Source organism: Rhizobium rosettiformans (assembly GCF_016806065.1).
Lineage (GTDB): Bacteria > Pseudomonadota > Alphaproteobacteria > Rhizobiales > Rhizobiaceae > Allorhizobium.
In genome coordinates this window covers 1,298,024-1,325,000 of sequence record NZ_CP032405.1, presented here as the reverse complement: position 1 = coordinate 1,325,000, position 26,977 = coordinate 1,298,024, and the positions used below count along the sequence as shown (strand labels likewise).

General features: G+C 61.6%; 26 protein-coding genes (1 of these 26 only partly in view). 16 read left to right on the top strand and 10 right to left on the bottom strand.

Annotated elements, in window-relative coordinates; translation table 11 throughout:
• From D4A92_RS06300 to D4A92_RS06285, 4 genes are all read left to right on the top strand, one after another.
• Positions 1–888 carry the 3' portion of an ornithine cyclodeaminase family protein gene (locus D4A92_RS06300; RefSeq protein ID WP_203018812.1) on the top strand. 66 nt of this gene lie to the left of the window's left edge, so the window shows 888 of its 954 coding nt (coding positions 67–954); its start codon lies beyond the left edge, outside the window; it ends in the stop codon at positions 886–888.
• Positions 885–3,347 (top strand): ATP-dependent helicase HrpB, encoded by a 2,463-nt coding sequence (gene hrpB / locus D4A92_RS06295; RefSeq protein WP_203018810.1) that lies wholly within the window; start codon positions 885–887, stop codon positions 3,345–3,347. Before D4A92_RS06300 ends, hrpB begins: the two co-directional genes overlap by 4 nt.
• A gap of 25 nt (positions 3,348–3,372) precedes the next feature.
• Positions 3,373–4,674 carry an ActS/PrrB/RegB family redox-sensitive histidine kinase gene (locus D4A92_RS06290; RefSeq protein WP_006724163.1) on the top strand — a complete coding sequence of 434 codons (1,302 nt, stop codon included), beginning with the start codon at positions 3,373–3,375 and terminating at the stop codon, positions 4,672–4,674.
• Between the two features lie 70 nt (positions 4,675–4,744).
• Positions 4,745–5,341 (top strand): ActR/PrrA/RegA family redox response regulator transcription factor, encoded by a 597-nt coding sequence (locus D4A92_RS06285; RefSeq protein ID WP_006724164.1) that lies wholly within the window; start codon positions 4,745–4,747, stop codon positions 5,339–5,341.
• Here D4A92_RS06285 and D4A92_RS06280 read toward each other — a convergent pair whose 3' ends face one another.
• Positions 5,342–5,824, bottom strand: a complete 483-nt coding sequence (locus tag D4A92_RS06280) for an MmcB family DNA repair protein (RefSeq protein WP_203018808.1) — start codon at positions 5,822–5,824, stop codon at positions 5,342–5,344.
• A gap of 177 nt (positions 5,825–6,001) precedes the next feature.
• Between D4A92_RS06280 and D4A92_RS06275 the strand changes: the two genes are divergently transcribed.
• A complete protein-coding gene (locus tag D4A92_RS06275; RefSeq protein WP_203018806.1) occupies positions 6,002–6,667 on the top strand; it encodes a L,D-transpeptidase in 666 nt (221 codons plus the stop codon).
• A 79-nt stretch (positions 6,668–6,746) separates the two neighbouring features.
• On the opposite strand, the gene D4A92_RS06270 is transcribed toward D4A92_RS06275, so the two are convergent.
• From D4A92_RS06270 to hslV, 6 genes are all read right to left on the bottom strand, one after another.
• Positions 6,747–8,915 (bottom strand): malate synthase G, encoded by a 2,169-nt coding sequence (locus tag D4A92_RS06270; protein WP_203018805.1) that lies wholly within the window; start codon positions 8,913–8,915, stop codon positions 6,747–6,749.
• Between the two features lie 104 nt (positions 8,916–9,019).
• The gene (locus D4A92_RS06265) at positions 9,020–11,023 is read right to left on the bottom strand and encodes a hydantoinase/oxoprolinase N-terminal domain-containing protein (RefSeq protein ID WP_203018804.1); all 2,004 of its coding nucleotides are present in this window, start codon (positions 11,021–11,023) and stop codon (positions 9,020–9,022) included.
• A 98-nt stretch (positions 11,024–11,121) separates the two neighbouring features.
• Entirely contained in the window at positions 11,122–12,525 is a 1,404-nt protein-coding gene (locus D4A92_RS06260; protein ID WP_203018803.1) for a cytochrome P450, read from the bottom strand.
• Between the two features lie 39 nt (positions 12,526–12,564).
• Complete coding sequence (locus D4A92_RS06255; protein ID WP_203018802.1) at positions 12,565–13,566, bottom strand: DUF1402 family protein; 1,002 nt, start codon at positions 13,564–13,566, stop codon at positions 12,565–12,567.
• Positions 13,567–13,680: 114 nt separating this feature from the next.
• Positions 13,681–14,988 (bottom strand): ATP-dependent protease ATPase subunit HslU, encoded by a 1,308-nt coding sequence (gene hslU, locus D4A92_RS06250; RefSeq protein WP_006724171.1) that lies wholly within the window; start codon positions 14,986–14,988, stop codon positions 13,681–13,683.
• 69 nt (positions 14,989–15,057) lie between these two features.
• Positions 15,058–15,585 carry an ATP-dependent protease subunit HslV gene (hslV, locus tag D4A92_RS06245; protein ID WP_203018801.1) on the bottom strand — a complete coding sequence of 176 codons (528 nt, stop codon included), beginning with the start codon at positions 15,583–15,585 and terminating at the stop codon, positions 15,058–15,060.
• Positions 15,586–15,785: 200 nt separating this feature from the next.
• On the opposite strand from hslV, the gene hisB reads away from it, so the two are divergent.
• The 6 genes from hisB (at position 15,786) to coaA (ending at position 19,991) form a co-directional block, all read left to right on the top strand.
• A complete protein-coding gene (gene hisB / locus D4A92_RS06240; protein WP_054149978.1) occupies positions 15,786–16,382 on the top strand; it encodes an imidazoleglycerol-phosphate dehydratase HisB in 597 nt (198 codons plus the stop codon).
• 86 nt (positions 16,383–16,468) lie between these two features.
• The gene (gene hisH, locus D4A92_RS06235; RefSeq protein WP_203018800.1) at positions 16,469–17,119 is read left to right on the top strand and encodes an imidazole glycerol phosphate synthase subunit HisH; all 651 of its coding nucleotides are present in this window, start codon (positions 16,469–16,471) and stop codon (positions 17,117–17,119) included.
• A gap of 18 nt (positions 17,120–17,137) precedes the next feature.
• A complete protein-coding gene (hisA, locus tag D4A92_RS06230; RefSeq protein ID WP_203018799.1) occupies positions 17,138–17,872 on the top strand; it encodes a 1-(5-phosphoribosyl)-5-[(5-phosphoribosylamino)methylideneamino]imidazole-4-carboxamide isomerase in 735 nt (244 codons plus the stop codon).
• A gap of 10 nt (positions 17,873–17,882) precedes the next feature.
• Complete coding sequence (gene hisF / locus D4A92_RS06225) at positions 17,883–18,659, top strand: imidazole glycerol phosphate synthase subunit HisF (RefSeq protein WP_142072245.1); 777 nt, start codon at positions 17,883–17,885, stop codon at positions 18,657–18,659.
• Positions 18,660–18,675: 16 nt separating this feature from the next.
• Positions 18,676–18,999 carry a phosphoribosyl-ATP diphosphatase gene (locus tag D4A92_RS06220; protein ID WP_203018797.1) on the top strand — a complete coding sequence of 108 codons (324 nt, stop codon included), beginning with the start codon at positions 18,676–18,678 and terminating at the stop codon, positions 18,997–18,999.
• On the top strand, positions 18,996–19,991 hold the full coding sequence (coaA, locus tag D4A92_RS06215) for a type I pantothenate kinase (RefSeq protein WP_203018795.1): 996 nt from the start codon (positions 18,996–18,998) through the stop codon (positions 19,989–19,991). The genes D4A92_RS06220 and coaA overlap by 4 nt, the downstream gene beginning before the upstream one ends.
• Before the next feature lie 15 nt (positions 19,992–20,006).
• Here coaA and D4A92_RS06210 read toward each other — a convergent pair whose 3' ends face one another.
• The 3 genes from D4A92_RS06210 to D4A92_RS06200 form a co-directional block, all read right to left on the bottom strand.
• Entirely contained in the window at positions 20,007–20,636 is a 630-nt protein-coding gene (locus D4A92_RS06210) for an alpha-ketoglutarate-dependent dioxygenase AlkB family protein (protein ID WP_203018793.1), read from the bottom strand.
• Between the two features lie 2 nt (positions 20,637–20,638).
• Positions 20,639–21,073, bottom strand: a complete 435-nt coding sequence (gene arfB / locus D4A92_RS06205; protein ID WP_054149985.1) for an alternative ribosome rescue aminoacyl-tRNA hydrolase ArfB — start codon at positions 21,071–21,073, stop codon at positions 20,639–20,641.
• Between the two features lie 115 nt (positions 21,074–21,188).
• Positions 21,189–22,799: a phosphoenolpyruvate carboxykinase gene (locus D4A92_RS06200; protein ID WP_203018791.1), complete on the bottom strand. Its 1,611-nt coding sequence runs from the start codon at positions 22,797–22,799 to the stop codon at positions 21,189–21,191.
• Between the two features lie 340 nt (positions 22,800–23,139).
• Here D4A92_RS06200 and D4A92_RS06195 point away from each other — a divergent pair, with 340 nt between their 5' ends.
• The 5 genes from D4A92_RS06195 to D4A92_RS06175 all read left to right on the top strand — a co-directional run bounded on the left by D4A92_RS06195 (position 23,140) and on the right by D4A92_RS06175 (position 26,957).
• A complete protein-coding gene (locus D4A92_RS06195) occupies positions 23,140–23,865 on the top strand; it encodes a response regulator transcription factor (RefSeq protein ID WP_006724182.1) in 726 nt (241 codons plus the stop codon).
• A gap of 52 nt (positions 23,866–23,917) precedes the next feature.
• On the top strand, positions 23,918–25,699 hold the full coding sequence (locus tag D4A92_RS06190; protein WP_203018789.1) for a sensor histidine kinase: 1,782 nt from the start codon (positions 23,918–23,920) through the stop codon (positions 25,697–25,699).
• Positions 25,696–26,166 (top strand): HPr kinase/phosphorylase, encoded by a 471-nt coding sequence (locus D4A92_RS06185; protein ID WP_203018787.1) that lies wholly within the window; start codon positions 25,696–25,698, stop codon positions 26,164–26,166. Before D4A92_RS06190 ends, D4A92_RS06185 begins: the two co-directional genes overlap by 4 nt.
• A 105-nt stretch (positions 26,167–26,271) precedes the next feature.
• Positions 26,272–26,673, top strand: coding sequence for a PTS sugar transporter subunit IIA (locus D4A92_RS06180; protein ID WP_006724185.1), 402 nt, complete (start codon positions 26,272–26,274; stop codon positions 26,671–26,673).
• Complete coding sequence (locus tag D4A92_RS06175; RefSeq protein WP_203018785.1) at positions 26,670–26,957, top strand: HPr family phosphocarrier protein; 288 nt, start codon at positions 26,670–26,672, stop codon at positions 26,955–26,957. Before D4A92_RS06180 ends, D4A92_RS06175 begins: the two co-directional genes overlap by 4 nt.
• The last annotated feature ends 20 nt before the right edge of the window (positions 26,958–26,977 follow it).

Sequence of the window (26,977 nt, the reverse complement as noted above, 5' to 3'; positions counted from 1 at the left end):
GATACCATGTTCCAGGGGGACTGCGTCATGCCGGTTCGTCACCATCATAAAGTCGATGTACCGGGAGAGAGCGATGCGACGCTGCTCCTGATGCCGGCCTGGCAACCTGGACACTATATAGGTGTGAAACTGGTTTCGGTTTTCCCGGACAATCATCTGCGCTCGCTGCCAGCGATCCATGGCAGTTATCTCCTCTCCTCCGGGCGTACCGGTGAACTGCTTGCGGTCATCGATGGCGGCGAACTCACAGCGCGGCGCACAGCCGCTGCCTCGGCGCTCGCGGCACGCCATCTGGCGCGCGAAGATGCGTCCCGTCTGCTCGTGGTTGGAACAGGTCGGCTCAGCGTCAATCTCATTGAAGCGCATAGCCGCGTGCGACCCATTCGGGCAGTCTCGGTCTGGGGGCGAGATCGGAAGAAAGCAGAGCGCGCGGCGGATGAGGCGCGGGCGCTCGGCTTTGCCGTCGAGGTTGCTGACGATCTGGAAAGCGCTGCCCGGCAGGCCGACATCATCTCGTGTGCTACCCTGTCGCGCGCGCCTTTGATCCGGGGAGAGTGGTTGAAGCCCGGCAGCCATCTCGATCTGATCGGCGCCTTTACCAAGGATATGCGCGAGAGCGATGACGAGGCCGTTCGTCGGGCCCGCGTTTTCGTCGATACACGTGCCGGTGCCTTTGCCGAAGCCGGCGATATCCTGCAGGCGATCGCTTCCGGCGCCATCGCAAAAGATCACGTGCAGGGGGAACTGGCAGAACTGGTCAAGGGTCATGGTGGGCGCCGGAGTGCCGAGGACATCACCTTGTTCAAATCCGTAGGCGCAGCGCTCGAGGATCTTGCCGGCGCGATCCTCGCTTACGAGACCACCAGTCAGGACAGTGCAGCGTCGTGAGACCTTCGCTTCCGCTTCTTCCGATCAGCGATCGTCTCGATCAGCTCGGTACGGCTCTCGAAAATGGCAATCGCGCCGTGCTGTCGGCGCCCCCCGGCGCCGGCAAGACGACGATCGTTCCCTTGCATCTGCTCGACCAGCCCTGGCGCGGCGACGGCCGGATCATCCTGCTGGAGCCTCGGCGACTTGCCGCACGGGCGGCCGCGTCGCGTATGGCCGGGCTGCTCGGCGAAGCCGTCGGCGAGACCGTGGGATACAGGATGCGGCTGGACAACCGGATCAGTGGCCGGACGCGCATCGAGGTGGTGACCGAAGGCGTCTTCGTGCGCATGATCCTCGACGACCCGGAATTGACCGGTGTGGCCGCCGTCCTGTTCGACGAGTTCCACGAACGGTCGCTGGACGCCGATCTCGGGCTGGCGCTGGCACTCGATGCCCAAGCCGTACTGCGCCCGGATCTGCGGATCGTCGTGATGTCGGCAACCCTGGATGTCGAGCGGATCGGACAGTTGCTTGAGGATCCACCCGTCATCATCAGTGAGGGGCGAAGCTTTCCGGTCGAGATCCGCCACCGCGACCGCTCGGGCGACGAGCGCATTGAAGATGCGGTCACCGCGACCATTCTGAAGACACTGTCGGAGGAGGCGGGATCGATCCTCGCCTTTCTGCCGGGGCAGGCGGAGATCCGGCGCACCGCCGAGCGGCTCGAGGGCCGGATCGGGCCGGATGTGACGATCACACCGCTTTATGGCGTGCTGAGCCAGGCGGATCAGGACGCGGCGATCCGTCCGGCGGCACCGGGAAAACGCAAGGTCGTGCTGTCGACCTCGATCGCAGAGACTTCGATCACCATCGACGGTGTGCGCGTGGTGATCGACAGCGGGTTGCAACGGCTTCCCGTGTTTGAAGCATCGACGGGGATCACGCGTCTCGAAACGGTGCGGGTGTCCCGGGCTTCCGCAGACCAGCGAGCCGGTCGCGCGGGGCGAACGGAACCGGGGATTGCGATCCGGCTCTGGCATGCCGGACAAACGGCGGCCCTTCCCGCCTTCACGCCGCCGGAAATCCTGTCGAGTGACCTTTCCGGTCTTGCGCTGGACCTTGCCCATTGGGGCGTTGCGGATCCTGGCCAGCTCCTGCTGCTCGACATGCCGCCTGAGGCCGCCCTCAAGGAGGCACGCCAGTTGCTGATCGGTCTCGGGGCGCTCGACGAAAAGCTGCAGCTGACCGACAAGGGTCGACGCATGCGGGATTTCGGACTGCCACCCCGGCTGTCGGCCATGGTGCTCGGCGCCGCCGAGCACGGCGATGCCAAAGCCGCCGCAGAGCTGGCGGTTCTCCTCACCGAACAAGGACTGGGCGGCAATGATCTCGACCTCGATGAGCGGCTGAGGCAGTTCCGCCGGGATCGCGGCGAGCGGGCCCGCAACGCCCGCAACCTTGCGCAACGGCTATCTTCCGGTCTCAAGCATCGGGATGATGCCGATGCACCTGTCTCAGCTGGCGCCCTGCTCATTCACGCCTTCCCGGACAGGATTGCCCGCCAACGGGGCGGGCGTGGCCGGTTCGTGATGGCCAATGGCCGGGGTGCGGAGATCCCCGCATCGGAACGCCTGGCGGGTGCCGAGCTGCTTGTCATCGCCGATCTGACCGGCAAGGCGGCGCAGGGACGTGTGCTGGCCGCAGCGGATACCTCACGCGGCGACATCGAGACACTTCTGCCCAAGGCCATCACGACATCGGAGGAAAGCGGCTTCGATACGGCGAGCCGACAGGTGCGGGCGAGGCGGGTGACGCGCCTGGGCGCGATTATCTTCGACGAGCAACCCCTGCCGAAGCCCAAGGGCGAGGATGCCGCCAGAGCACTTGCCGAGGGAGTGCGCCTTCTTGGTATTGCCGCCCTGCCCTTTTCCAAGGCGGCGGCCCAGTTGCGGCAAAGGCTCGGCTTTCTTTACCGCAGTCTTGGCGAGCCATGGCCGGATACGAGCGATGACGGCCTGATCGCGAGACTGGACGACTGGTTCGTGCCCTTTCAGTCTGGCGTGACGAGCTTCCAGGAGATCAGTGCCGGCAGCCTGCACGACGGGCTCATGGCCTTGGTGCCAGGTGGATCGCAGCGGGAGCTCGACCGGCTTGTCCCGACGCATTTCACTGCGCCGACCGGACAATCCCATCCGATCCGCTACGAGGGGGATGAGCCCGTCCTCCAAATTCGCGTGCAGGAGCTTTTCGGGTTGAAGAGCCACCCCACGATCGGCGGCGGCAAATTGCCACTGCTTCTGGAGTTGACCTCGCCCGCCCATCGACCCATTCAGACAACACGGGATCTTCCGGGGTTCTGGACCGGATCGTGGAAGGATGTGCGCGCCGACATGCGGGGCCGCTATCCGAAGCATCCCTGGCCAGAAGACCCGGCTGCAGCAGCCCCCACGACACGAGTGAAACCCCGCGGAACCTGATGGCGCGGCAGAACAGGGAATAGTGATGACCATGGATCTGGCAGCCAAATTCGGTCCGAGCAGCCGGCGCCTGCGTCTCGAAACCTTGGTGAAGCTCCGCTGGGTTGCCGTGGCGGGGCAATTGCTGACCATTCTCGTCGTGTCGCTCTGGTTCGAGTTTCCTCTGCCGCTCATGACATGCCTTGGGCTGATCGCCGCACTGGCTGCGGCCAATTCGTTGATGTCGGTGGCGTTCCCGCCCACCTACCGGCTGGAACCGGCGGCTGCTTTCGCAGTGCTTGCGCTCGATCTCTTCCAGATGGGAGCCCTGCTCTTCATTACAGGCGGGCTCAACAATCCCTTCGCGCCACTGATCTGCATCCCTGTCATCATCTCCTTCGCATCGCAGCCGAGCCGCCATTCGATTGCGCTTTTCGTGACGGCGCTCGCCTTCATCACCCTGCTTGCGTTCACACCCTATCCCCTGCCCTGGTTCGAGGGTCGAACGCTCGAAGTGCACCCGCTTCTGCAGCTCGGCATGTGGAGCTCGATCGTCTCGATGACGGCCTTTGCCGCCTTTTATGCTTATCGCGTCTCCCAGGAGGCGACGCTGCTAGCGGACGCTCTGACTGCGACTGAACTCATCCTGCAAAGGGAAAAGCATCTGCATCAGCTTGATGGTCTCGCAGCAGCCGCAGCGCATGAGCTCGGAACGCCGCTCGCGACCATCAGCGTGGTGGCCAAGGAGATGGAGCGCGACCTCGGCAATGACGAACGGTATCGCGAAGACGTGCAGCTTCTGCGCAGCCAGAGCGAGCGCTGCCGCGACATCCTGCGCCGACTGACGTCACTCGCCACGGAAGGCGAAGCCCATATGCGGGAGCTGCCGCTCTCCTCGATGATGGAAGAAGTCATCGCGCCGCATCGGGAGTTCGGTGTGAAAGTCGAGCTGATCGAGCTGTCCGATCGGGCACTCGAGCCGGTCGGCACCCGCAATCCCGCCATTCTCTATGGGCTCGGCAACCTGCTCGAGAATGCGGTGGACTATGCCCGGTCCAAGGTCATGGTCAGCGTGGAACATACGGCCGCGGACGTCACAGTCACGATCGAGGACGACGGGGCCGGTTTCTCCGCAGGGGTCTTGCAAAGAATTGGCGAGCCCTATGTTACCAGCAGACAGAATGAAACGCGCGCCGGGGGGCTCGGTCTTGGGCTGTTCATCGCAAAGACACTGCTCGAACGGTCCGGAGCCAGCCTTCGTTTCGAAAACCGCAGCCCGGAAGGGTCCGGCGCGCGCGTCGTGGTGATCTGGCCCCGCGAATACATGGAATTGGACACGTCGTTATGACTTTACCTCTAGGGTCTTCGCACGCATAAGGTCGACAGCGCAGTTTTGGAACAGTCGCAGGAACGAAAAGATGGCAGACGCAGCATCACAGGTCGCAAAACCAGCCGCCGGCACGCAAGCAGCGGACAGTCACGATCTCGGCCCTGATCCATCTCTGCTGATCGTCGATGACGATGCGCCATTTCTGCGTCGCCTGGCGCGCGCCATGGAAAGCCGCGGCTTCACGGTGGAGCTTGCCGGCTCCGTTGCCGAGGGCATTGCGAAAGCCAAGGAAGCCGCACCCGCCTATGCCGTGGTCGATCTGCGGCTGGGTGACGGAACCGGGCTCGACGTCATCGAGGCGATCCGGGAGCGCCGTTCCGACACACGGATCATCGTGCTCACCGGTTACGGCAACATCGCAACGGCAGTGACGGCCGTTAAGCTCGGGGCACTCGATTATCTGGCAAAGCCTGCGGACGCTGATGATGTCTATCTCGCACTGACCCAGCGACCTGGCGAGAAGGCCGAGATCCCTGAAAACCCGATGTCGGCCGACCGGATTCGCTGGGAGCATATTCAACGCGTCTATGAAAGCTGTGACCGGAACGTCTCGGAAACGGCGCGCAGGCTCAACATGCATCGACGCACTTTGCAGCGCATTCTCGCCAAACGCGCGCCGAAGTAATCAGACAGACTTGAGCTGGGCCGCCCATTCCGCGGCCATGAGCCTCTGTGCTGCGGCCCTCGAGAAGTCGAGGGTGACGGACTTTCGCGTCGCAGGCGGCAGCCGGTGCTCGGGTGCGTCCCGAAGCAGGTGGCCGGAATAGCCATCAGACAAAAAGAGGCCGCAGTCTTCCGGGAAGATCTCGAGAGGCACACCGGCGTGGGTGGCAAAAAACAATCGATCACAGTAGCGACGATAATCCGGCCACTTCCGATCGACGCGAAAATCCTCGATCGAGGACTTGATCTCGACAATCCAGATCTCGCCCCTTTCGGAAAGGGCGATGAGGTCGGCCCGACGTCCATTGGACAGCGTCAGTTCCGGCAGGATGGCGAAACGCATCTCCGCCAGGAGGATCTGGACGCCACGGCGTATCATCATGGCGCGATCGGACTGACGCCCGTCGATTAAGGGATTGTTCACCGTGACGGAGACTAAGGTCATGGATAACTCCGCTCCGCGCGCCAAGGTCTGTTGCAAAAAAGCAATGCGGAGTCATTTTGCAGCGCCGAACACAGTCGGCTGTAGTACGGCACTTGCGTTGCCGAGATTAATTCAAAATAAACCATAATCAAAGATGGTCACAAGGCCGTCTCTCAGCCATCACCCACGAGCTTTATCATGCGCTTCCGCAATATCTTGACCGCGCTTGGCCTGGTTATGTCCCTAGGCCTCGCGGGCTGCACAACGACGACCGGCGACAAGGCCGAAGTGGCCGAAACCACCAAGGTCGAGATCTTCAGCGACTCCTATGGTTCGGTCACGGATGCAGGGTATGCCCTGCCTGCCATTCCGATTCAGAAAGTCGACAAGAAGTTTCACCGACAAATTGTCGATTATGCGACCACGGAAAAACCCGGCACGGTCGTGGTGAACACGCGCGAGCGCTTCCTTTATTACGTCCTGCCGCGCGGCAAGGCCGTTCGTTACGGTATCGGCGTCGGCAAGCAGGGCTTTGCCTGGGAAGGTGAAGCCTATATCGCCTGGAAGCAGGCATGGCCGACCTGGCATCCGCCGAAGGAAATGGCGGAACGGAAGCCCGAAGTCGCCAAGTATGTCGAAAAGGGCATGGAACCCGGCCTGCGCAACCCGCTCGGCGCACGCGCCATGTATCTCTTCAACGAGAAGGGCCAGGACACTCTGTTCCGTCTGCATGGCACGCCGGAATGGGCATCGATCGGAACGGCTGCTTCGTCGGGCTGCATCCGCATGATGAACCAGGACGTGATCGACCTCTACAATCGCGTCAAGCCGGGCCGCAACTCCAAGGTTGTTGTTCTGCAGTAAGCAGCGACTGCGTGATGAAACCGAAAGCCCCGCCGGATCGCTCCGGCGGGGCTTTTTCGTTTCCATCAAAGATTGGAGGTTAAGCTGCAGACTTCGCCTTGAGTTCAATGCGGCGGCGATGGAGAACCGGCTCGGTATAGCCATTCGGCTGCTCCCTGCCCTTCAGCACGAGGTCAAGTGCTGCCTGGAAAGCGACCGAGCCATCGTAGTCTTTCGCCATCGGCACGTAGACCGGGTCGGAGGCATTCTGTCCGTCGACGACCACCGCCATGCGCTTCAAGGTCTCGACGACCTGTTCTTCCGTCACCACGCCGTGATGCAGCCAGTTTGCCATGTGCTGGGCGGAGATGCGAAGCGTAGCGCGGTCCTCCATCAGTCCGACATTGTTGATGTCAGGCACCTTGGAGCAGCCGACGCCCTGGTCGATCCAGCGGACGACGTAGCCGAGGATGCCCTGGGCGTTGTTGTCGAGTTCCCGCTGGATTTCCTCTGGCGTCCAGTTCGGACGCGGCGCGACCGGAACGGAGAGGATATCGGCCAGTTTTGCGCGCGGACGTGACTTCAGGCCGTTCTGGACATCGGCGACATCGACGCTGTGATAGTGTGTGGCATGCAGCGTGGCAGCGGTCGGCGACGGGACCCAGGCGGTGTTGGCACCAGCCTTCGGATGGGCGATCTTCTGCTCCAGCATGGCCGCCATGAGATCGGGCATGGCCCACATGCCCTTGCCGATCTGGGCGTGCCCGGAGAGGCCGCATTCAAGGCCGATATCGACGTTCCAGTTTTCATAGGCCGAAATCCAGGCGGCCTGCTTCATGTCGCCCTTGCGGATCATCGGGCCCGCTTCCATCGAAGTGTGGATTTCGTCGCCGGTGCGGTCGAGGAAGCCGGTGTTGATGAAGACGACGCGGTCACGCGCCGCGCGGATGCATTCCTTGAGATTGACCGTCGTGCGACGCTCCTCGTCCATGATGCCCATCTTGATGGTGTTGGGCGCCATGCCGACGAGTTCTTCGACACGCGAGAAGATCTCACAGGCGAAGGCGACCTCTTCGGGGCCATGCATCTTCGGCTTCACGACATACATCGAGCCGGCGCGAGAGTTCTTGCGGCGGCCATTCGGACCGATGTCATGCAGTGCGATCAGAGCGGTGATCGCGGCATCCATGATGCCTTCCGGCACCTCGTGGCCATTCTTGTCGGTGATCGCAGGATTGGTCATGAGGTGACCGACATTGCGGATGAGCATCAGGGAGCGGCCCGGCAGCGTCACCGCACCGCCCTCAACACCCGTGAACTCAAGGTCTCCGCTCAGAGCACGCGTAAACGTCCTTCCCCCCTTGGAGACTTCCTCCGTCAGGTCGCCCTTCATCAGGCCGAGCCAATTGGAGTAGACAGTGATCTTGTCCTCGGCATCGACGGCCGCGACCGAATCCTCGCAGTCCATGATGGTGGTGAGCGCCGATTCGAGCCCGACATCGGCGATGCCGGCGGGATCGTCCTTGCCGATCAGGCTGTCCGGATCGACGAAGACGAGGGTGTGCAGGCCGTTGGTGCGGAAATAGAGGCGATATGCCTTATCGCTTTCACGCTTGAAACCGACATATTGGTCGGGACTGGATAGACCTGTCCGGCCGCTGGCGGTCTCGACGAAGAGCGCGCCGTTTTCAAAGTCGAAGCCTGTAACATCAGCCCAGCTGCCGCCGGCGAGCGGCAGGCTCCGGTCGAGAAAGGACTTCGCCCACGCCACGACCTTGCCACCGCGAACCGGATTGTAGCCCTTGCCCTTGTCCGCGCCATCAGCCTCAGAAATCGCATCCGTACCGTAGAGCGCGTCGTAAAGCGAACCCCAGCGGGCATTGACGGCATTCAGTGCATAACGCGCGTTCATGACGGGAACGACGAGCTGCGGGCCGGCGATCGACGATATCTCCGGATCGACATTGGCCGTCTCGATCTTGAAGTCGGGACCTTCGGGCAGGAGGTAACCGATTTCACGCAGGAAGCCTTCATAGGCGGCAAGGTCGGAGGGAGCGCCGTTCTGGCGATACCAGGCATCGATCTGAGCCTGCAGCTCATCCCGCTTGGCGAGCAGAGCGCGGTTCTTCGGTGCCAGGTCGTGAACGATTCGGGAGAAGCCGGCAAAGAAGGCATCGGCCTCGACTTCCGTTCCCGGGATCGCCTGGCTCACGATGAAATCATAGAGGCGCTTGTCGATCGAAAGGCCGTGGGCTTCAACTGATGTCATGACGTCATTCCTTGTACTGGACTGGCTATTGGCACACAGCATGGCTGAAACCGATTAGCAGTCAATCTGTTATAAATACGAAAAATTATTTCCAAAATAGAAAGTCAGCCGCGTGCGGTCCTGGGGCGACCCGAGGCCGTCGCCGTGATCCGCGCTTCCACGAGCTTGCGGCGTCCCTCGATCTCCGGGGCGTCGAGCTCCTCCCGGATGATCAGCACGACATCCACGGCACCACTGGCTTCAGCCCTTGCACGCGCGAGTTCGGTCGCCCTTGTCCTCGCCCTTTCCAGGGCAACGGCTTCATCCGTCGCCCGCTCGCTGTCGCCGCCGCCGGTGATGATGAAGAGACCTTCTTCCGGCGAGGTGACGGTTACCGTGACGCTACTGCGTACCTGCCCAACCACCGCGCCGACGGCATTTGCGACATCGGCGTCTTCAGGCACGGCAAAATCAGATGCCAGCATATCAGCGATTGCGGGGTAATAGACGCCGGCGGAGGCTCCGAGGCCGACGAGAGGCCGATCGAGGGAAAGACCGAAGCGGGCGATGCCTGCCTGACGCCGGAGGGCACGGTCGATCAATATGGATTTCGAAGGCTCGACGTCGGCGAGCCCATCTTCGGCAAGCGCTGCGGAGAGAATGACTTCGGCCGACTGGCGCGTCAGGCGATCAACGATCAGCTGGGCAAGCACTTCGGGCGATGACGCGATCGGCTGGCCAGAACCATCCTTCTGTCGGATCGCCAGCGCCGTGCCGAGTTCGGCGGCCCTGCGATCCCACTGGCCCTGGCGACCCAAGATATGCATGGCATCGGAGGGTGTGATGCCGCAGATATGAACGAGGCCCCGCGCCACGAGACGGTCGAGTGTCGCCTTCTGCTGGGTGAAGCTGATCAGCTGGTCGAGGGGAAGCGGCACGGCACCAATCTTCTGAAACAGTGCGGCCTCCTGCGGCTGCAGCCCGGCTGCGAGGTGATCGGGAACGCCGGTGCGGACGGCAAAACGTCCGTCATGACGCCCGAGATGTGGCGCGCGGAGCTGGCGCTCTAGCGCGTCTGTGATGGCTATTCCGTGCAGCGATGCCGCAAGGCTCAGCGGCACCAGACGGCGGGGGCCGAGCTCGATCTTCGCCGCGAGGCCCCGGTCATCAAAACGGACTTCCGAGTCTCCACCGAGACCGAAGGTGCGCATGGCCACTGCCTCGACCATGGTCCTGTAGCCACCAACGACAGCGCCATCCTGATCAAGCCGCGGTTGTCCGGCCTCCATGACGGCGACGTCGGTCGTCGTGCCACCGATATCGGAGACGACGGCATCATTGAGGCCTGTCAGGTGGCGTGCGCCGACGAGGCTCGCGGCGGGACCGGAGAGAATAGTCTCGATCGGCCGCAAGCGGGCTTCGGCTGCCGAGATCAACGCACCGTCACCACGCACGACCATCAGTGGGGCATGGATGCCGCGCTCCCCGAGATAGCGCTCGGCTGAGCCGATCAACCGGTCGATCATCGAGACCAGGCGTGCATTGAGAAGGGTTGTCAGTGCCCGTCTTGGCCCGCCGAGCTTGGAGGAAAGCTCGTGGCTGCAGGTGACGGGCAGGCCGGAATGCCGGCGAATGATCTCGCGCGCGCGCTGCTCATGCGCCGGATTGCGAACCGCGAAATAGCCGGCGATCGCGAAGGATGAGACATTGGCCGAAAGCTCGGGCAGTGCCGCTTCCAACGCCGCCTGATCGAAAGGTGTCTCGTTGCCATGAACGTCATGACCGCCGGCAATGAAGAGGACTGGATCGTTGCCAAGCGCATCGGCCAGACCGTCGCGCTTCAGGTCTTCGGGGCCGAAGCCGATCATGATGAGGCCGGCGCGGCCGCCCTGCCCTTCCACAAGCGCATTGGTCGCGAGCGTCGTCGACAGCGAGACAAGGCCAATCGCCGAGGGATCAATCGCTGATTCGGCGAGCACGCTTTCGAGCGCTCCTGAGATACCGATCGACAGATCGTGGCGGGTGGTGAGCGATTTCGCCTTGGCGGCGATCCCATGCGTTTCGCTATAGATGACGGCGTCCGTATAGGTGCCGCCGGTGTCGATGCCCAGCATGTAATCGGATGTCACGCAGTCTTCCCCATGATGCCCGCCCGAACGGCGACGCATCCCTTATGACACAGGCATTCGCCGGATTTCCAGCGGAGGAGCGGCAGGATCGCGCCGCTTTACGGCTTGCGCGGCGTGACCCGCATCGGCAGGCCGCCAGCCGGCTGGGTGGTGAGCTTCTGAACCGGCCAGGGTTTGGTCTGCGGCGTCGCGGCGAAACGATATCGCTGCATCAACACCGCGAGCGCGATGACGGCTTCCTGCAGCGCAAAGGTGGCGCCGATGCAGACGCGCGGACCGGCGCCAAAAGGCAGATACTGAAAGCGACCGATTTTCTCCCGCTCGCCCGGCAGAAAGCGGGATGGGTCGAAGACGCGCGGCTTGTCCCAGTAGAGCTCGTGGCGATGCAGGGTCCAGGGCATGACGAGGACGGTGGCGCCCTTCGCAATCTCGACGGTCTCGCCATTGGGCGCGGTGTAGCGATCGTCGGCGATCGCATCGCGGTTGATGGAGGGCGCCGGCGGATAAAGCCGCATCGCCTCCTCGAAGGAGGCTCGCACATGCGGCATCTTGTCGAGCCACTCGACAGGATCGGCACCGGACGCGATGACCTCATCGATTTCGCGCTCCATTGCGTCGCGGACATCCGGACAATGGGCCACGCAATACAGCGTCCAGGCCAGAGCACGCGCCGTCGTCTCGTGCCCTGCCCCGATGAAGGTCAGGATATTGTCCTCGATCTCTTCCGAGGTCAGGCCGTCAGGTCCTTCCAGTTCGAGCAGCAAGGTCAAAAAATCGTCCGGTGCGTTCTCACGCTCCGCCCTGATGATGGACCGGCGGTGATCCATCGTCCGGCGCACGAGTTCGCGGAACTTGCGCAAGACGCCGAGGCCCCTGATGCGGGTCAGACGCGGGATCCATCTCGGAGCCTTCAACAAGTCCAGCGGGTCGATACGGCCCATGCTGTGCAGGAGATCGTCGACGTCTTTGGCAAAATCGCCCTGCTCGGAGACGATACCGCCCGAGAAGAGCGTTTCAGACAGGATGGCATAGGTGAGTTCGGTCATGTCGACGGCGACATCGCGGACGATGCCTTCGGCACCGGCTTCGTAGCGGTCGAGAAAAAGTTCGCTCTGCTCACGCATCTGGCGCGCGAAACCGCGCGCATGCCGCGGGGTGAAGACAGGTGCCATGGCCTTCCGCGACCGTTTCCAAACCGGACCTTCGGCCGTCAGAAGCCCATCCCGCAGAATGGGGCGCAGAACGAGCTGACGGATCTCGGACATCTCGTAATTCGACGCATTGTCGACGAGAACATGCCGGATCAGACCCGGATCATTGGCGATGATGGTGGTCTGGCCGAAAAGCCGCGTGACGATCCATGGCCAGGTGTAGGAGGGCTGTCCCCACAGCTCGAGCGGGTTCTTCAGGACCGTGCGAATGATCTCCAGCCGGCTGGGCGGGACCGTCCGCGGCACGGGTGCCGGCGGCTCGAAGGTCGATTTGCGCAGACTGGCGTCCATGTGTTGCTCCCTCGAAGGGTTGGAGCCCCCCTTAAGGAGTTAGAGCAGGGGCTCCAACTCGTCCAGCCGATCATTGATCAACCAGCCGTAATAGTTCTCTTCCGGCCAATTCGCCGCACCGGTCGAGCGCTTCGCAGCCAGTGCGCGTGCGCGCTGCTGCGAGCCGCCGATATTGAAAAGCGTGGCTGTCACGCCAGGATTGCCCGAGATATCGACGTCGGCGATCTGTCTGTAGTCGTCGATCGACTTGCGGATGACCGCCGCCATGAAGGCAAGCGAGATATCGGGATCCATGATCGCCTTGTAGACGCCCGCCGCATCATTCTCGTCCAGCTTCGGATAGCCGGACTTCTCATGCACGAGGTCCGACAGCATCAGGGCGGTCAGAGGATTGATCTGCCCCAGACCAAAGGTCTGACCGGCATAGAAAGGCTGGAAGAACACCGCGCTGAAGCGATTGTTCGGATAAGACTTGCCGCCGACGGATTTGCCGCGAAACTGATCCTCCCAGACCTTCTCGCGGCAGGTCCAGAGACGGTAGCTGTCCGAATAGCCGCTGCATTCGGAAAATTCGGATCGGCCGACGAAGTCGGCAATGCTTTCGTCCTTATAGCCGAAACGGAAGCTGTTGCCTGCGTAGGAGGCAGCCTTCACATAATAGCTCTGCAGACTGTCATAGGCATCGACGTTGTAGGTGTGCTCGCCGACGATCGCGCCCACCATGTGGATCGGAGCGATCTGATAGGCTGATGCCGTCTTCTTGATCTTCCCGACCAGTCTCGAGTCGGTCTTCAGAAGATCGCGAACCTTCTCGTACTTGATGTCGAAGCTGGTCTTGCCCGCCTTGGTGCGGCGGACCGAGGCGCCAGGAACGGCCGGCTGCTCGGCATTGCGATTTCCCGGCGGCACCTTGTCTGCAGCGTGGCCCGACAACGGAACAAGCCCGGCAAGCCCCAATCCGACGATGATGATCCTGGTGATGTTCAGCACGATGCGCGGCCCCTGGACATGTGTCCCCGAACGGATTGCCGACGCATCCATGGGCGTCGTCCGACAGCGGCTCTCCTTACATAAGGGCTGCCTGTATTGTCGATATGGGTCGCTTTCACTTTCCCGACATGGCAACGGCGAAAGCGACCCATAGATGCACAAAGATCACAGGATATAGCGGCTCAGATCGGTGTTCGCAGCGAGATCCCCGACATGCTCCTGAACATAAGTCGAGTCGATCATGACTTCCGAGCCACCACGGTCCGGTGCATGGAAGGATATCTCGTCCAACACGCGCTCCATGACCGTCTGCAAGCGACGGGCACCGATGTTCTCGACCGTCTCGTTGAGCTGGACCGCGACATCGGCAAGCGCATCGATCGCATCCTCGGTGAAGTCGAGATTGAGCTCCTCGGTCGCCATCAGCGCCTTGTACTGGCGGATCAGGCTCGCTTCGGTTTCCGTCAGGATGCGGCGGAAATCTTCCTTGGTCAGCGGCTTCAGCTCGACCCGGATCGGCAGGCGGCCCTGAAGTTCCGGCAGGAGGTCGGAGGGCTTGGAGACGTGGAAGGCGCCAGACGCGATGAAGAGGATATGGTCGGTTTTCACCGGACCATACTTGGTCGCAACCGTCGTGCCTTCGACAAGCGGCAACAGGTCGCGCTGCACGCCTTCGCGGGAGACGCCGGCGCCCATTGCGCCTTCACGGGCAGCGATCTTGTCGATCTCGTCGAGGAAGACGATGCCATCATTCTCGACCGAGCGAAGCGCCTCACGCTGGATGACCTCATTGTCGATCAGCTTGTCCGACTCGTCGCGGATCAGGTCGCCGTAGGACGCCTTGACGGTGGTGCGGACCTTCTTTGTCCGGTTGCCCATGGCCTTTCCGAACATTTCCGACAGATTGAGGATGCCGATATTCGCACCGGGCATGCCGGGGACCTCGAAACCGGGCGCGCCGGAACCGCTGTCGGCGACCTCGATGTCGATCTCCTTGTCGTCCAGCTCACCACCACGAAGCTTCTTGCGGAAGCTGTCGCGGGTGGCCGGCGAGGCAGTGGCACCCACCAGAGCGTCGAGCACACGTTCTTCGGCCAGCTGATGGGCTTTGGCCTGCACTTCCTGCCGCTTCTTGTCGCGAATGAGGGCGATGCCGATCTCCACCAGATCGCGGATGATCTGCTCGACGTCGCGGCCGACATAACCAACCTCGGTGAACTTGGTGGCCTCGACCTTGATGAAGGGCGCACCGGCAAGCTTGGCCAGCCGACGGGAGATTTCCGTCTTGCCGACGCCGGTCGGCCCGATCATCAGGATGTTCTTCGGCATGACCTCGTCGCGCAGATCTTCCGAAAGCTGCTGGCGCCGCCAGCGGTTGCGAAGCGCGATTGCCACAGCACGCTTGGCGTCATGCTGGCCGATGATATGGCGGTCGAGTTCGGAGACGATCTCGCGCGGGGAGAAATTGGTCATTTTGGGTTGCTCCTCACGATGCCGCGGACCCGCGCATCGTCTCTTGGTGTGGAATTCGATCGGCAGCCGTCAGTCGGCGTCGAGGGTTTCGACCACCATGTTGTTGTTGGTGTAGACGCAGATCTCACCGGCGATCGTCAAAGCACGTTTGGCGATATCCTCGGCCGAGTGGTCGGTATCCATGAGCGCACGGGCGGCTGCGTAGGCGTAGTTGCCGCCGGATCCGATGGCGATCGCGCCATGCTCGGGCTCCAACACGTCGCCATTTCCGGTAATCGCAAGCGTGATCGACTTGTCGGCAACCAGCATCATGGCTTCGAGATTGCGCAGATACTTGTCGGTGCGCCAGTCCTTGGCGAGCTCGACGGCGGCGCGCATCAGCTGGCCGGGATATTGCTCAAGCTTCTTTTCGAGGCGATCGAGCAGGGTAAAGGCATCGGCTGTCGCGCCGGCGAAGCCTGCGATCACGTCGCCGCCCTTGCCGATGCGGCGCACCTTTCGGGCATTGCCCTTCATCACGGTCTGGCCAAGGCTGACCTGACCGTCACCGGCCATCACCACCTTGCCGTCTTTGCGTACGGTAACAATCGTTGTCATCAATCACCTGTCACCCGCGACTGCGGGCCTTGTGGAGCGGGCATTCCGCCCGGTTAGTCGGTTCCTATGTAAGTGGGCTTTCAGCGATTGCAATCTGCGGCAAAAGCGTGCGCCTGTGCCTTGCGGCAGCGCAATGTAACTTCTGGATATTTCACCGCCCTGCTGTTATGGGAGGGCCGAGATCCTCATGGAGCAGCCAAATGGCAGAGCGTAAAGGCGAAGTTTCCCGCAAGACCAACGAAACCTCGGTCTCGGTTTCCGTCCATATCGACGGCACCGGCACGGGCAAGATTTCGACGGGCGTGGGCTTCTTCGACCATATGCTCGACCAGCTCTGCCGTCACTCACTCATCGACATGGACATCGACGTGAAGGGCGACCTGCATATCGACGATCACCACACCGTCGAGGACACGGGCATTGCGCTCGGCCAGGCGATTTCCAAGGCGCTCGGCGACCGCAAGGGCATCACGCGCTATGCGTCGATCGATCTTGCCATGGACGAGACGATGACCAAGGCGGCAATCGATGTCTCCGGCCGACCCTTCCTGGTCTGGAACGTCAATTTCAGCGCGCCGAAGATCGGCACTTTCGACACCGAACTGGTGCGCGAATTCTTCCAGGCTCTCGCCCAGAACGCCGGGATCACGCTGCATGTGCTGAACCATTACGGCGCCAACAACCATCACATTGCCGAGACCTGCTTCAAGGCGGTCGCGCGCGCGCTTCGCACAGCAACCGAAGTCGATCCGCGGCAGGCAAACCGTATTCCCTCCACCAAGGGCACCCTGGTTTAAGGGGCATCTTCCCCCATGGGGGAGACTGCCACCTTGCTCCGGTTCGGGCGTTGACCCTAATCGTCGAGCAGAAAGGACTGAACAACATGCGTGTATCCATCATCGACTACGGTTCGGGCAATCTGCGCTCGGCCACCAAGGCCTTTGAACGGGCCGCCCGCGAGGCTGGCCTTGATGCCGAGATCGAACTGACCGACAAGGCGGACCGGGTCGCCACCGCCGACCGGATCGTTCTTCCGGGTGTCGGCGCCTATGCAGACTGCCGCAAGGGGCTTGATGCCGTGCCGGGCATGCATGACGCCATCGCTGATGTCGTCGAGAAAAAGGGCCGGCCCTTTTTCGGCATCTGCGTCGGCATGCAGCTGATGTCCTCGCGTGGTCTCGAAAAGACCGTGACCGACGGCTTCGGCTGGATCGAGGGCGATGTGGTCGAGATGACCCCATCCGATCCGTCCCTCAAGATCCCGCAGATCGGCTGGAACACGCTGATACTCAACCGCCCGCATCCGTTGTTCGACGGCATTCCGACCGGCGCTGACGGGTTGCACGCCTATTTCGTGCACTCCTATCACCTCGCTGCGCGCAAGCCCGAGGACGTGATTGCAACAACCGACTATGGTGGCGCAATGACGGCCTTTGTCGGGCGCGACAACATGGTGGGTGCGCAGTTCCATCCCGAGAAGAGCCAGACACTCGGCCTGAAGCTCATCGCCAATTTCCTGACCTGGACGCCCTGACGGGCACGGATAGTACTCATGATCCTTTTCCCCGCCATCGACCTCAAGGACGGCCAGTGCGTTCGCCTCAAGCTGGGCGACATGGAGCAGGCGACCGTCTACAACCCCGATCCGGCCGCCCAGGCGCGCGCTTTCGAAGACCAGGGCTTCGAATGGCTGCATGTCGTTGATCTCAACGGTGCCTTTGCTGGTGAAAGCGTCAATGGCGCTGCCGTCGATGCGATCCTGAAGGCGACGAAGAACCCAGTGCAGCTCGGCGGCGGCATTCGCACGCTCGACCATATCGAGAGCTGGCTGTCGCGCGGGTTGTCGCGCGTGATCCTCGGTACGGTCGCCGTGCGTGATCCGGCCCTCGTCATTGAAGCCTGCAAGCGCTTCCCGGGCAAGGTCGCCGTTGGGATAGACGCCAAAGGCGGTAAGGTTGCCGTCGAGGGCTGGGCGGAAGCCTCCGAACTCGGCGTGATCGAACTTGCACAGCGTTTCGAAGGCGCAGGCGTTGCGGCGCTCATCTACACCGACATCGACCGAGACGGGATCCTGACCGGGATCAACTGGGCCTCGACGCTGGAACTGGCCGCTGCCGTATCGATCCCGGTGATTGCGTCGGGCGGTCTTGCCTCGATCGAAGACATCAAGAGCATGCTTGAACCTGATGCGAGGAAGCTCGAGGGTGCGATTTCCGGTCGCGCGCTCTATGATGGGCGTATCGACCCTGCGGAAGCGCTCGCGCTGATCAAGGCTGCGAGAGGCTGAGGACAAGACCATGACACTCAAGGCCCGCGTGATCCCCTGCCTCGACGTCAAGGACGGCCGCGTCGTCAAGGGCGTCAACTTCGTTGATCTCATCGATGCCGGTGACCCGGTCGAGGCTGCCAAGGCTTACGACGCCGCTGGCGCCGACGAGCTCTGCTTCCTCGACATCACCGCGTCCTCCGACAACCGCGATACGATCTTCGACGTCGTGGCCCAGACGGCCGACCATTGCTTCATGCCGCTGACGGTCGGCGGTGGTGTTCGCGCCGTCGCCGATATCCGCAAGCTCCTGCTCTGCGGCGCCGACAAAGTGTCGATCAATTCGGCAGCGGTGAAGAACCCCGATTTTGTGGCGGAAGCCGCCGACAAGTTCGGCAACCAGTGCATTGTCGTGTCGATCGATGCAAAGAAGGTGTCCGCTGCCGGCGAAACGGATCGCTGGGAGATCTTCACCCATGGCGGACGCCAGCCGACCGGGATCGATGCGGTCGAATTCGCGATCAAGATGGTCGAGCGCGGGGCCGGCGAACTTCTGGTGACCTCAATGGACAGGGACGGGACGAAGAGCGGTTACGATATCGGCCTCACCCGTATGATTGCCGATAGTGTCCGTGTGCCCGTCATTGCCTCCGGCGGCGTCGGCAATCTGGATGATCTGGTCGCGGGTATTCGCGATGGGCATGCCACTGCGGTTCTTGCCGCCTCGATCTTCCACTTCGGCACCTATTCGATTGCAGAGGCAAAGGCGCATATGGCCGCAGCCGGCATCGCCATGCGTCTCGACTGACGCGGAAGGACCCGTGATGAGCAGTTTCACTCTTGACGATCTCGAAGCCATTGTGGCGAGCCGCGCCGAGGCGGATCCAGACCAATCCTGGACGGCGAAACTCGTGGCAGGCGGCCAGGACAAGGCGGCCAAGAAACTCGGCGAAGAGGCGATCGAGGCTGTGATGGCTGCGGTCAGGCAAGACCGCGAGAACCTCGTCTACGAGAGCGCGGACCTCCTTTATCACCTGATGGTCGTATTGAAAATTGCGGACATCCCGTTACAAGCAGTGATGCAGGAACTCGAGCGCCGGACTGCTCAGACAGGCCTGAGCGAGAAGGCCAGTCGGCAGGATCCATGACGATAGCTATGCGGGACCCCGAAACGCCAGACGTCCTCGACCATTTCCAGGCGAACGGCTATTCCCCCTATCACTTCTTCGATTCCGAGGAATGGGCGCATTTCCGCGCCGATACGCCGCTGACCCTTACAGCCGACGAAGTTCACCGGCTGCGCTCGATCGATGACCCCATCGATCTTGATGAAGTCAGGCGCATTTATCTTTCGCTGTCGCGACTGCTGTCCTCACATGTAGAATCGTCGCAGCTTCTGTTCGAGCAGCGTAACCGCTTCCTCAGCCTTTCCGACGTCTTCAAGACGCCATTCGTCATCGGCATTGCCGGATCGGTGGCGGTTGGAAAGTCCACGACAGCGCGTGTTCTGAAAGAACTGCTTGCACGCTGGCCTTCGAGCCCCAAGGTCGACCTCGTCACCACCGACGGTTTTCTCTATCCGAACGCGCATCTGGTGAAGAACGGGATCCTGAACCGCAAGGGCTTTCCCGAAAGCTACGACGTTGGCGCGCTATTGCGCTTTCTGTCGGCGATCAAGGCTGGATTGCCGAACGTCAAGGCGCCCTGCTATTCGCACCTCACCTATGACGTGTTGCCGAACGAACACCGGGTGGTCGACCGGCCTGATATTCTGATCTTCGAGGGCATCAACGTCCTGCAGTCGCGCAATCTGCCGGCAGACGGCAAGATCGTGCCGATGGTCTCGGACTTCTTCGATTTCTCGATCTATATCGACGCGGACGAGAACGCGACCCACCGCTGGTATGTCGACCGCTTCATGAAGCTCAGGCAGACGGCGTTCCGCGATCCCAACTCCTACTTCCATCGCTATGCGACCATCAGTGAGGATGAGGCCAAGGAAATCGCCGAGGGGCTCTGGGCGAATATCAACCTGAAGAACCTGAGGGAAAACATCCTACCGACGCGGCCACGCGCCGATCTGATCCTCCGCAAGGGTGACAATCATCTCGTCGAGACGGTCGCGCTCAGAAAACTGTAGGCGATCGATCGCCGGCTATGGATTGACGCGACGGAGCGTCAGGTTGATGCGTCCACCCGACTTCAGCAGTGTCGAGGTCGCGGGATAGATCCGGTCGACGCCGTGGAAACAGAGGCGCCCCTCCCCGCCGAGCAAGAAGACATCGCCGCTTTCCAGCTTCAGCGATTGGGTGCGATCGCTTCGCGCCAGTCCCCCGATGCGAAACAGGCAGGTATTGCCGAGCGAGATCGAAAGCACCGGTGCCGCAAATTCCGTTTCGTCGCGGTCCTGATGCAGGCCCATCTTGGCGTCGTCAGCATAAAAATTGACGAGGCAGGCCTCGGGGTCTTTCGGATAAGCCGAGAGTTCACGCCAGAGATCTAGGAGCACTTGCGGGATCGCGGGCCAGGGCTTGCCCGTCATCGGGTGGGTCGGCTGATAGCGATAGCCGCGCTCCTTGTCCGTCACCCAGCCGAGCGGACCGCAATTCGTCATCCGGACAGACATCGGGCGACCGGAGCCCGGCATGACCGGCACGTAGAGCGGCGCCTCGGTAACGACACCGCGGATGGTCTCGACGAGGTTTTCCTGTTCTTCGCGCGACAGCCGACCCGGCAGGTAACGAAGACCGGATGAAAGGCTGATCTCGGCTTTCGCTGCGGCCATGCTCAGTCTCCCGTCGGTTTCCCGCGCATTTTCTTCACATCCGAGCGACCGGATTTCGCCTTGAGGCGCCGTTCGATCGAACCCTTTGTCGGCTTCGTCTTCTTGCGGGGCGGCGGTGGCGGCTTGGCGGCTTCGAGGAGCAATTCCTTCAACCGTTCGCGCGCATCTTCCCGGTTGCGATCCTGGCTGCGGAAGCGGCTCGCCTCGATCATCAGCACGCCTTCCTTGGACAGGCGTTTGCCGGCAAGCTTCGCCGCGTTCTGTTTCACGCGGTCGTTCAGCGAGGGCGATCCGAGCAGGTTGAAGAAGAGCTGAACGGCGGTCGAGACCTTGTTGACGTTCTGGCCACCCGGGCCACCGGCCAGCACGAACTGCTCCGTCAGTTCCCAGCCGGCGATCGTGATGCGGTTGTTGATCTCTAGCGGTTCGCTTGCCATGTCATCGGTCTCTTTCTCGGCTTTCATATCGGCCGCAAAGACTCCAAAGGCAAGCCGGAAGCAGAAGAGGCCCGGCAAACATGCCGGGCCTCTTCATGGTCGTCAAATCAGCCGTTCACTCGGCGGCGAGGCGAATGCCCGGGGCCGCATCACGAACCTTGCCATCGACATGGGCTTCGAACTTGGCGAAGTTATCAATGAACATGCCGACCAGCTTCTTGGCTTGCGCGTCGTAGGCCACTCCATCGGCCCAGGTCGAACGCGGGTCGAGGATCTTGCTATGGACGCCATCAACGGCGACCGGAACCGCGAAACCGAAGTTCGCATCGGTGCGCATTTCTACCTTCTTCAGTTCTCCGGTCAGTGCAGCCGTCAGCAGCGCGCGCGTCGCCTTGATCGGCATACGATTACCGATCCCGTAGGCACCACCGGTCCAGCCGGTGTTGACCAGCCAGCAATCGACCTGGTGACGGGCGATCAGATCACGCAACAGGTTTCCGTATTCGGTCGGGTGGCGCGGCATGAAGGGGGCGCCAAAGCATGTCGAGAAGGTCGCCTCCGGTTCGGTCACGCCCTTTTCAGTGCCGGCTACCTTCGCAGTATAGCCGGAGAGGAAGTGGTACATGGCCTGTTCCGGCGTCAGCTTCGCGATCGGCGGCAACACGCCGAAAGCATCCGCCGTCAGCATGATGATCGTCTTCGGATGCGGCGCAATTCCGGTTTCCGATGCATTCGGGATGAAGTGCAGCGGGTAGGCGCAACGGGTGTTTTCTGTCAGCGAGCCATCGTTGAAATCGGGCACGCGGTTCTCGTCGAGCACGACGTTTTCCAGCACGGTGCCGAAACGCTTCGTGGTCGCGTAGATTTCCGGCTCGGCTTCGGCCGAGAGACGGATGGTCTTGGCGTAGCAGCCACCTTCGAAGTTGAAGATGCCGTTTTCGCCCCAGCCATGCTCGTCGTCACCGACCAGTGTGCGCTTGGGGTCCGCCGAGAGCGTCGTCTTGCCGGTGCCGGACAGGCCGAAGAAAACAGCCGCATCGCCATCGGGACCGACATTTGCCGAGCAATGCATCGGCATGACGCCTTTCGACGGCAGCAGGTAGTTGAGAACGGTGAAGACCGACTTCTTCATCTCGCCGGCATAGGACGTGCCGCCGATGAGGACGATGCCATTGGTCAGGTCGCAGGCGATGACGGTTTCGGTCCGGCAGCCGTGACGGGCCGGATCGGCGCGGAAGCTCGGCAGATCGATGATCGTCAGCTTCGGCTGGAAGCCTTCCAGAGCGTCACGCTCGGGACGAATCAGCAGATTGCGGATGAAGAGCGAGTGCCAGGCGAATTCGGTCACGACCCGCGTTGGCAGCGCATTGCTTTCGTCCGCGCCACCGATCAGGTCCTGGACGAAGAGATCCATGCCTGCGGCATGAGCCAACATGTCCTGATGGAGCAGAGCGAAATGCTCCGGCGACATCGGCTTGTTGTTGTCCCACCAGATCTGGTCGTCCGTCTTGTCGTCACGGACAACGAACTTGTCCTTGGCGGAACGACCCGTGTGCTGGCCGGTCAGGGCGCGCAGCGCACCATCGGCCGTCAGCTCCGCTTCACCGCGACGGATCGCCTCTTCATAAAGAGCCGCTTCCAGGAAGTTGTAGCGAACGCTGGCAGCCTTCCCCAAGCCGATTTCCGCGATCCCCGCAGCCGGGTTCCTCACGCCGAATTCCTCCATGGTCCGCTTTCCTCTCACATGGGCCAGAACTTTGAATGAGCGAAACCTAAACGGCAGAGCAGCGAAAAGCAAGGCAGTAGCGCAAAAAATATAATGATATCAATTATTTAATCGATTTAAAACGGAAAACTCTCTTTTTAAATCGTTTAGTTCCGCTTCTATTCCGCTATCATCGGAGGCCGCGATGGACGGAAAACGACGGACGAAACGAAATCCGCTGTTTCTGCCCCTTCCCCTCTGCCACAATTTGTTCCACCTTTATCCCCATATCGCACTGCCATGGAACCAGAGCTGGGCTGGACAGACCAGGAGCAGCGCAACGATGACGGAGACGTACCCAATGCAGACGATCGCCCTCGTGGATGACGACCGCAATATTCTGACTTCGGTTTCCATCGCACTCGAAGCGGAAGGTTATAAGGTCGAAACCTACACCGATGGCGCCTCGGCTCTCGATGGTCTTCTGGCCCGACCGCCACAGCTCGCCATCTTCGACATCAAGATGCCGCGCATGGATGGCATGGAGCTGCTGCGTCGCCTGCGCCAGAAGTCCGATATCCCGGTGATCTTCCTGACCTCCAAGGATGAGGAAATCGACGAGCTCTTCGGCTTGAAGATGGGCGCCGACGATTTCATCACCAAGCCCTTCTCGCAGCGCCTGCTGGTCGAGCGCGTCAAGGCGATCCTGCGACGGTCTGCAAGCCGCGAGAGCTTTGCGGCTGGTAACGGCCCCGCCAAGGGCAGCCCGGAGCAACAGGCCCGCACGCTGGAGCGCGGACAGCTGGTGATGGACCAGGAACGCCATACCTGCACCTGGAAGGGTGATCCGGTGACGCTGACCGTGACCGAATTTCTCATTCTCCAGTCGCTGGCGCAGCGCCCCGGCGTGGTCAAGAGCCGCGACGCCCTGATGGACGCGGCCTATGACGAGCAGGTCTATGTCGACGACCGCACGATCGACAGCCACATCAAGCGGCTGCGCAAGAAGTTCAAGATGGTCGATACCGACTTCGACATGATTGAAACGCTTTACGGTGTCGGCTACCGCTTCCGCGAAGCAGCGTAAGATCTCGTCGTAGCGGCCCTGGTAGCTGACGAGACGGGCGAAAGGCAAAGGTTTGACCCAGCAGGTTGACGAGGGACATCTGGAGGAGACGGATTCCGGCTCCGAGCGGCGTCGGCTGTTCAGTCATCCCTTCACGCTCATCCGCCGGATCTTCGGCCACGCGCTGTTTTCCAGCCTGACGCGCCGGATCGTCTTCTTCAATCTCGCCGCACTCATCGTGCTCGTCGGCGGCATCATGTATCTCAACCAGTTCCGCGAGGGACTGATCGATGCGCGAGTCGAGAGCCTTTTGACCCAGGGCGAGATCATCGCGGCGGCCGTATCGGCCTCCGCCTCCGTCGATACGAACTCGATCACCATCGATCCGGAGAAACTGCTCGAGCTGCAGGCCGGACAGAGCATAACGCCGGTTCCGAACGACGAGGATCTCGAGTTTCCGATCAATCCCGAGCGCGTGGCACCCGTGCTGCGGCGTTTGATATCGCCGACGCGCATTCGGGCCCGACTCTTCGATGCCGATGCCAACCTGCTGCTTGATTCGCGGCATCTCTATTCCCGCGGCCAGGTGCTGCGCTTCGACCTGCCGCCGGTCGACAATGATTCCACCAGCTTTACCGACTGGATCACCCGCCTTTTCAATACGATCCTGCAGCCCGGCAATCTGCCGGTCTATCGCGAAGCGCCGGGCGGTGATGGCTCGATCTATCCCGAGGTCATGAACGCGCTGACCGGTGTGCGCGGTGCGGTGGTACGCGTAACCGACCAGGGGGAGCTCATCGTCTCTGTCGCAGTACCGGTACAGCGCTCCCGCGCCGTGCTTGGTGTGCTCCTGCTTTCGACCCAGGCAGGCGACATCGACAAGATCGTCCATGCGGAACGCCTCGCGATTCTGCGGGTGTTCGGGGTTGCGACCCTCGTCAATATCGTCGTGTCGCTGCTCTTGTCCTCGACCATCGCCAACCCACTGCGCCGCCTCTCGGCTGCTGCCATCCGTGTTCGCCGTGGCGCCAAGGAGCGTGAGGAAATTCCTGACTTCTCCATCCGGCAGGACGAGATCGGCAACCTTTCCATCGCGCTTCGCGAAATGACGACAGCACTCTACGACCGCATCGATGCGATCGAGAGTTTCGCCGCCGATGTCAGCCACGAACTGAAGAACCCGCTGACCTCGCTGCGTTCGGCCGTCGAAACCCTGCCACTTGCCAAAACAGAGCAGTCCCGGCAGCGACTGATGGACATCATTCAGCATGACGTTCGCCGTCTCGACCGTCTGATCAGCGACATCTCGGACGCGTCGCGCCTCGACGCGGAACTGGCGCGCTCGGATGCAAAGCCCGTCGATCTCGAGATCCTTGTGTCCAGCCTTGTCGACATCTCCAGGGAAATCCGAAGCGGCAAGAAGGCCGTTCAGATCGATTATGTGATCGATCAGAAACCCGGATCGAACCAGCATTTCGTCGTCCACGGGCACGACCTGCGTCTCGGGCAGATCGTCACCAATCTGATCGAGAATGCACGGTCCTTCGTGCCCGAAGACAGCGGCCGGATCCTCGTCAAGCTGTCGCGCAATCGCACCCGCTGCCAGATCCAGGTGGAGGACAACGGGCCCGGCATTCAGGCGGAAGATATCGACCGAATCTTTGAGCGCTTCTATACTGACCGCCCTGAAGGCGAGAGCTTCGGCCAGAATTCCGGTCTCGGGCTATCGATTAGCCGACAGATCGCCGAGGCTCATGGCGGAACCTTGCGGGCTGAAAACGTCATGGACCCGGCATCAGGCCGCATCACCGGCGCCCGCTTTGTCCTGTCCCTGCCCGTAGAAACTGCGGCATGACGGCCGAGACCCACAACATTCATGCGACGGCGATCAGCGTCGATGGTGTCGGCTTGGCATTTGTCGGGCCATCGGGTAGCGGCAAGTCGAGCCTTGCTTTCGATTGCCTAGCAGAAGCCAGGCTCGCCAACATTCCGGCTGCGCTCATCTCGGATGACCGTGTCATCGTATCGCTTGAGAACGGCCAGGTCTTTGCCTCCTGCCCCGAACCGATCCGCGGCCTGATCGAACTCCGGTATAGCGGTATCGTCTCCGTCGATCATGTGGACCGCGCCGAACTGAGCTATATCGTGCTGCCGGTCGGCGCGGATGAAAGACATCGGTTGCCGCCGGACGACGAGCAAGCCGAGCTTGTCGCGGGACTTAGCCTTCCGGTCGTCAGGGTGCCGATGTGGAGCCGTTTTCCACTCAGCCTGATATTGGCGCGTATTCGAAGCCTTGCAGCGAACCGGCAATTTACACGCTGATTTGGCTTGCACTTCCCGCTTTGATCGACAAGATGGCGTCCTACTGATGGACGAAACGCCAATCTTGAGCTATTTGGCGAGAATTGCGCTAAGGGGCAGTAGAGAATGATCGGACTTGTGCTTGTCACGCATGGCAAGCTGGCTGAAGAGTTTCACCACGCGGTGGAGCACGTCGTAGGCCCACAGAAATGCATCGAGACCGTCTCGATCGGCCCCGAAGATGACATGGATCAGCGTCGTCAGGACATTCTTGATGCCGTGTCACGTGCAGACGATGGCCATGGCGTTATCATTCTGACCGACATGTTCGGTGGTACGCCTTCGAACCTCGCGATCTCCGTGATGAACACCGGCCGCATCGAAGTGATCGCCGGGGTCAATCTCCCGATGCTGATCAAGCTTGCCGGCGTTCGCGGCGACAACGACATGGATCGCGCCCTTGTCGAGGCCTCCGAGGCTGGGCGCAAATACATCAATGTTGCAAGCCGCGTCTTGAGTGGCAAATGACTGCTATGGCCGACGCAATCTCCCGCGATCTCCTGATCATCAACAAGCGCGGATTGCATGCGCGCGCGTCCGCGAAGTTCGTGCAGACTGTCAGCGGGTTCGATGCGACCGTCAGCGTCTCCAAGGACGGAACGACTGTCGGCGGCACCTCGATCATGGGATTGATGATGCTGGCGGCAAGCCCGGGCTGCTCGATCTGCGTCTCGGCATCCGGCAATCAGGCAGAGGACGTGGTGAACGCACTCGCCGCCCTGGTCGCGGACCGCTTTGGTGAAGAGATGTAAAGCATCGCGACATAAAGACA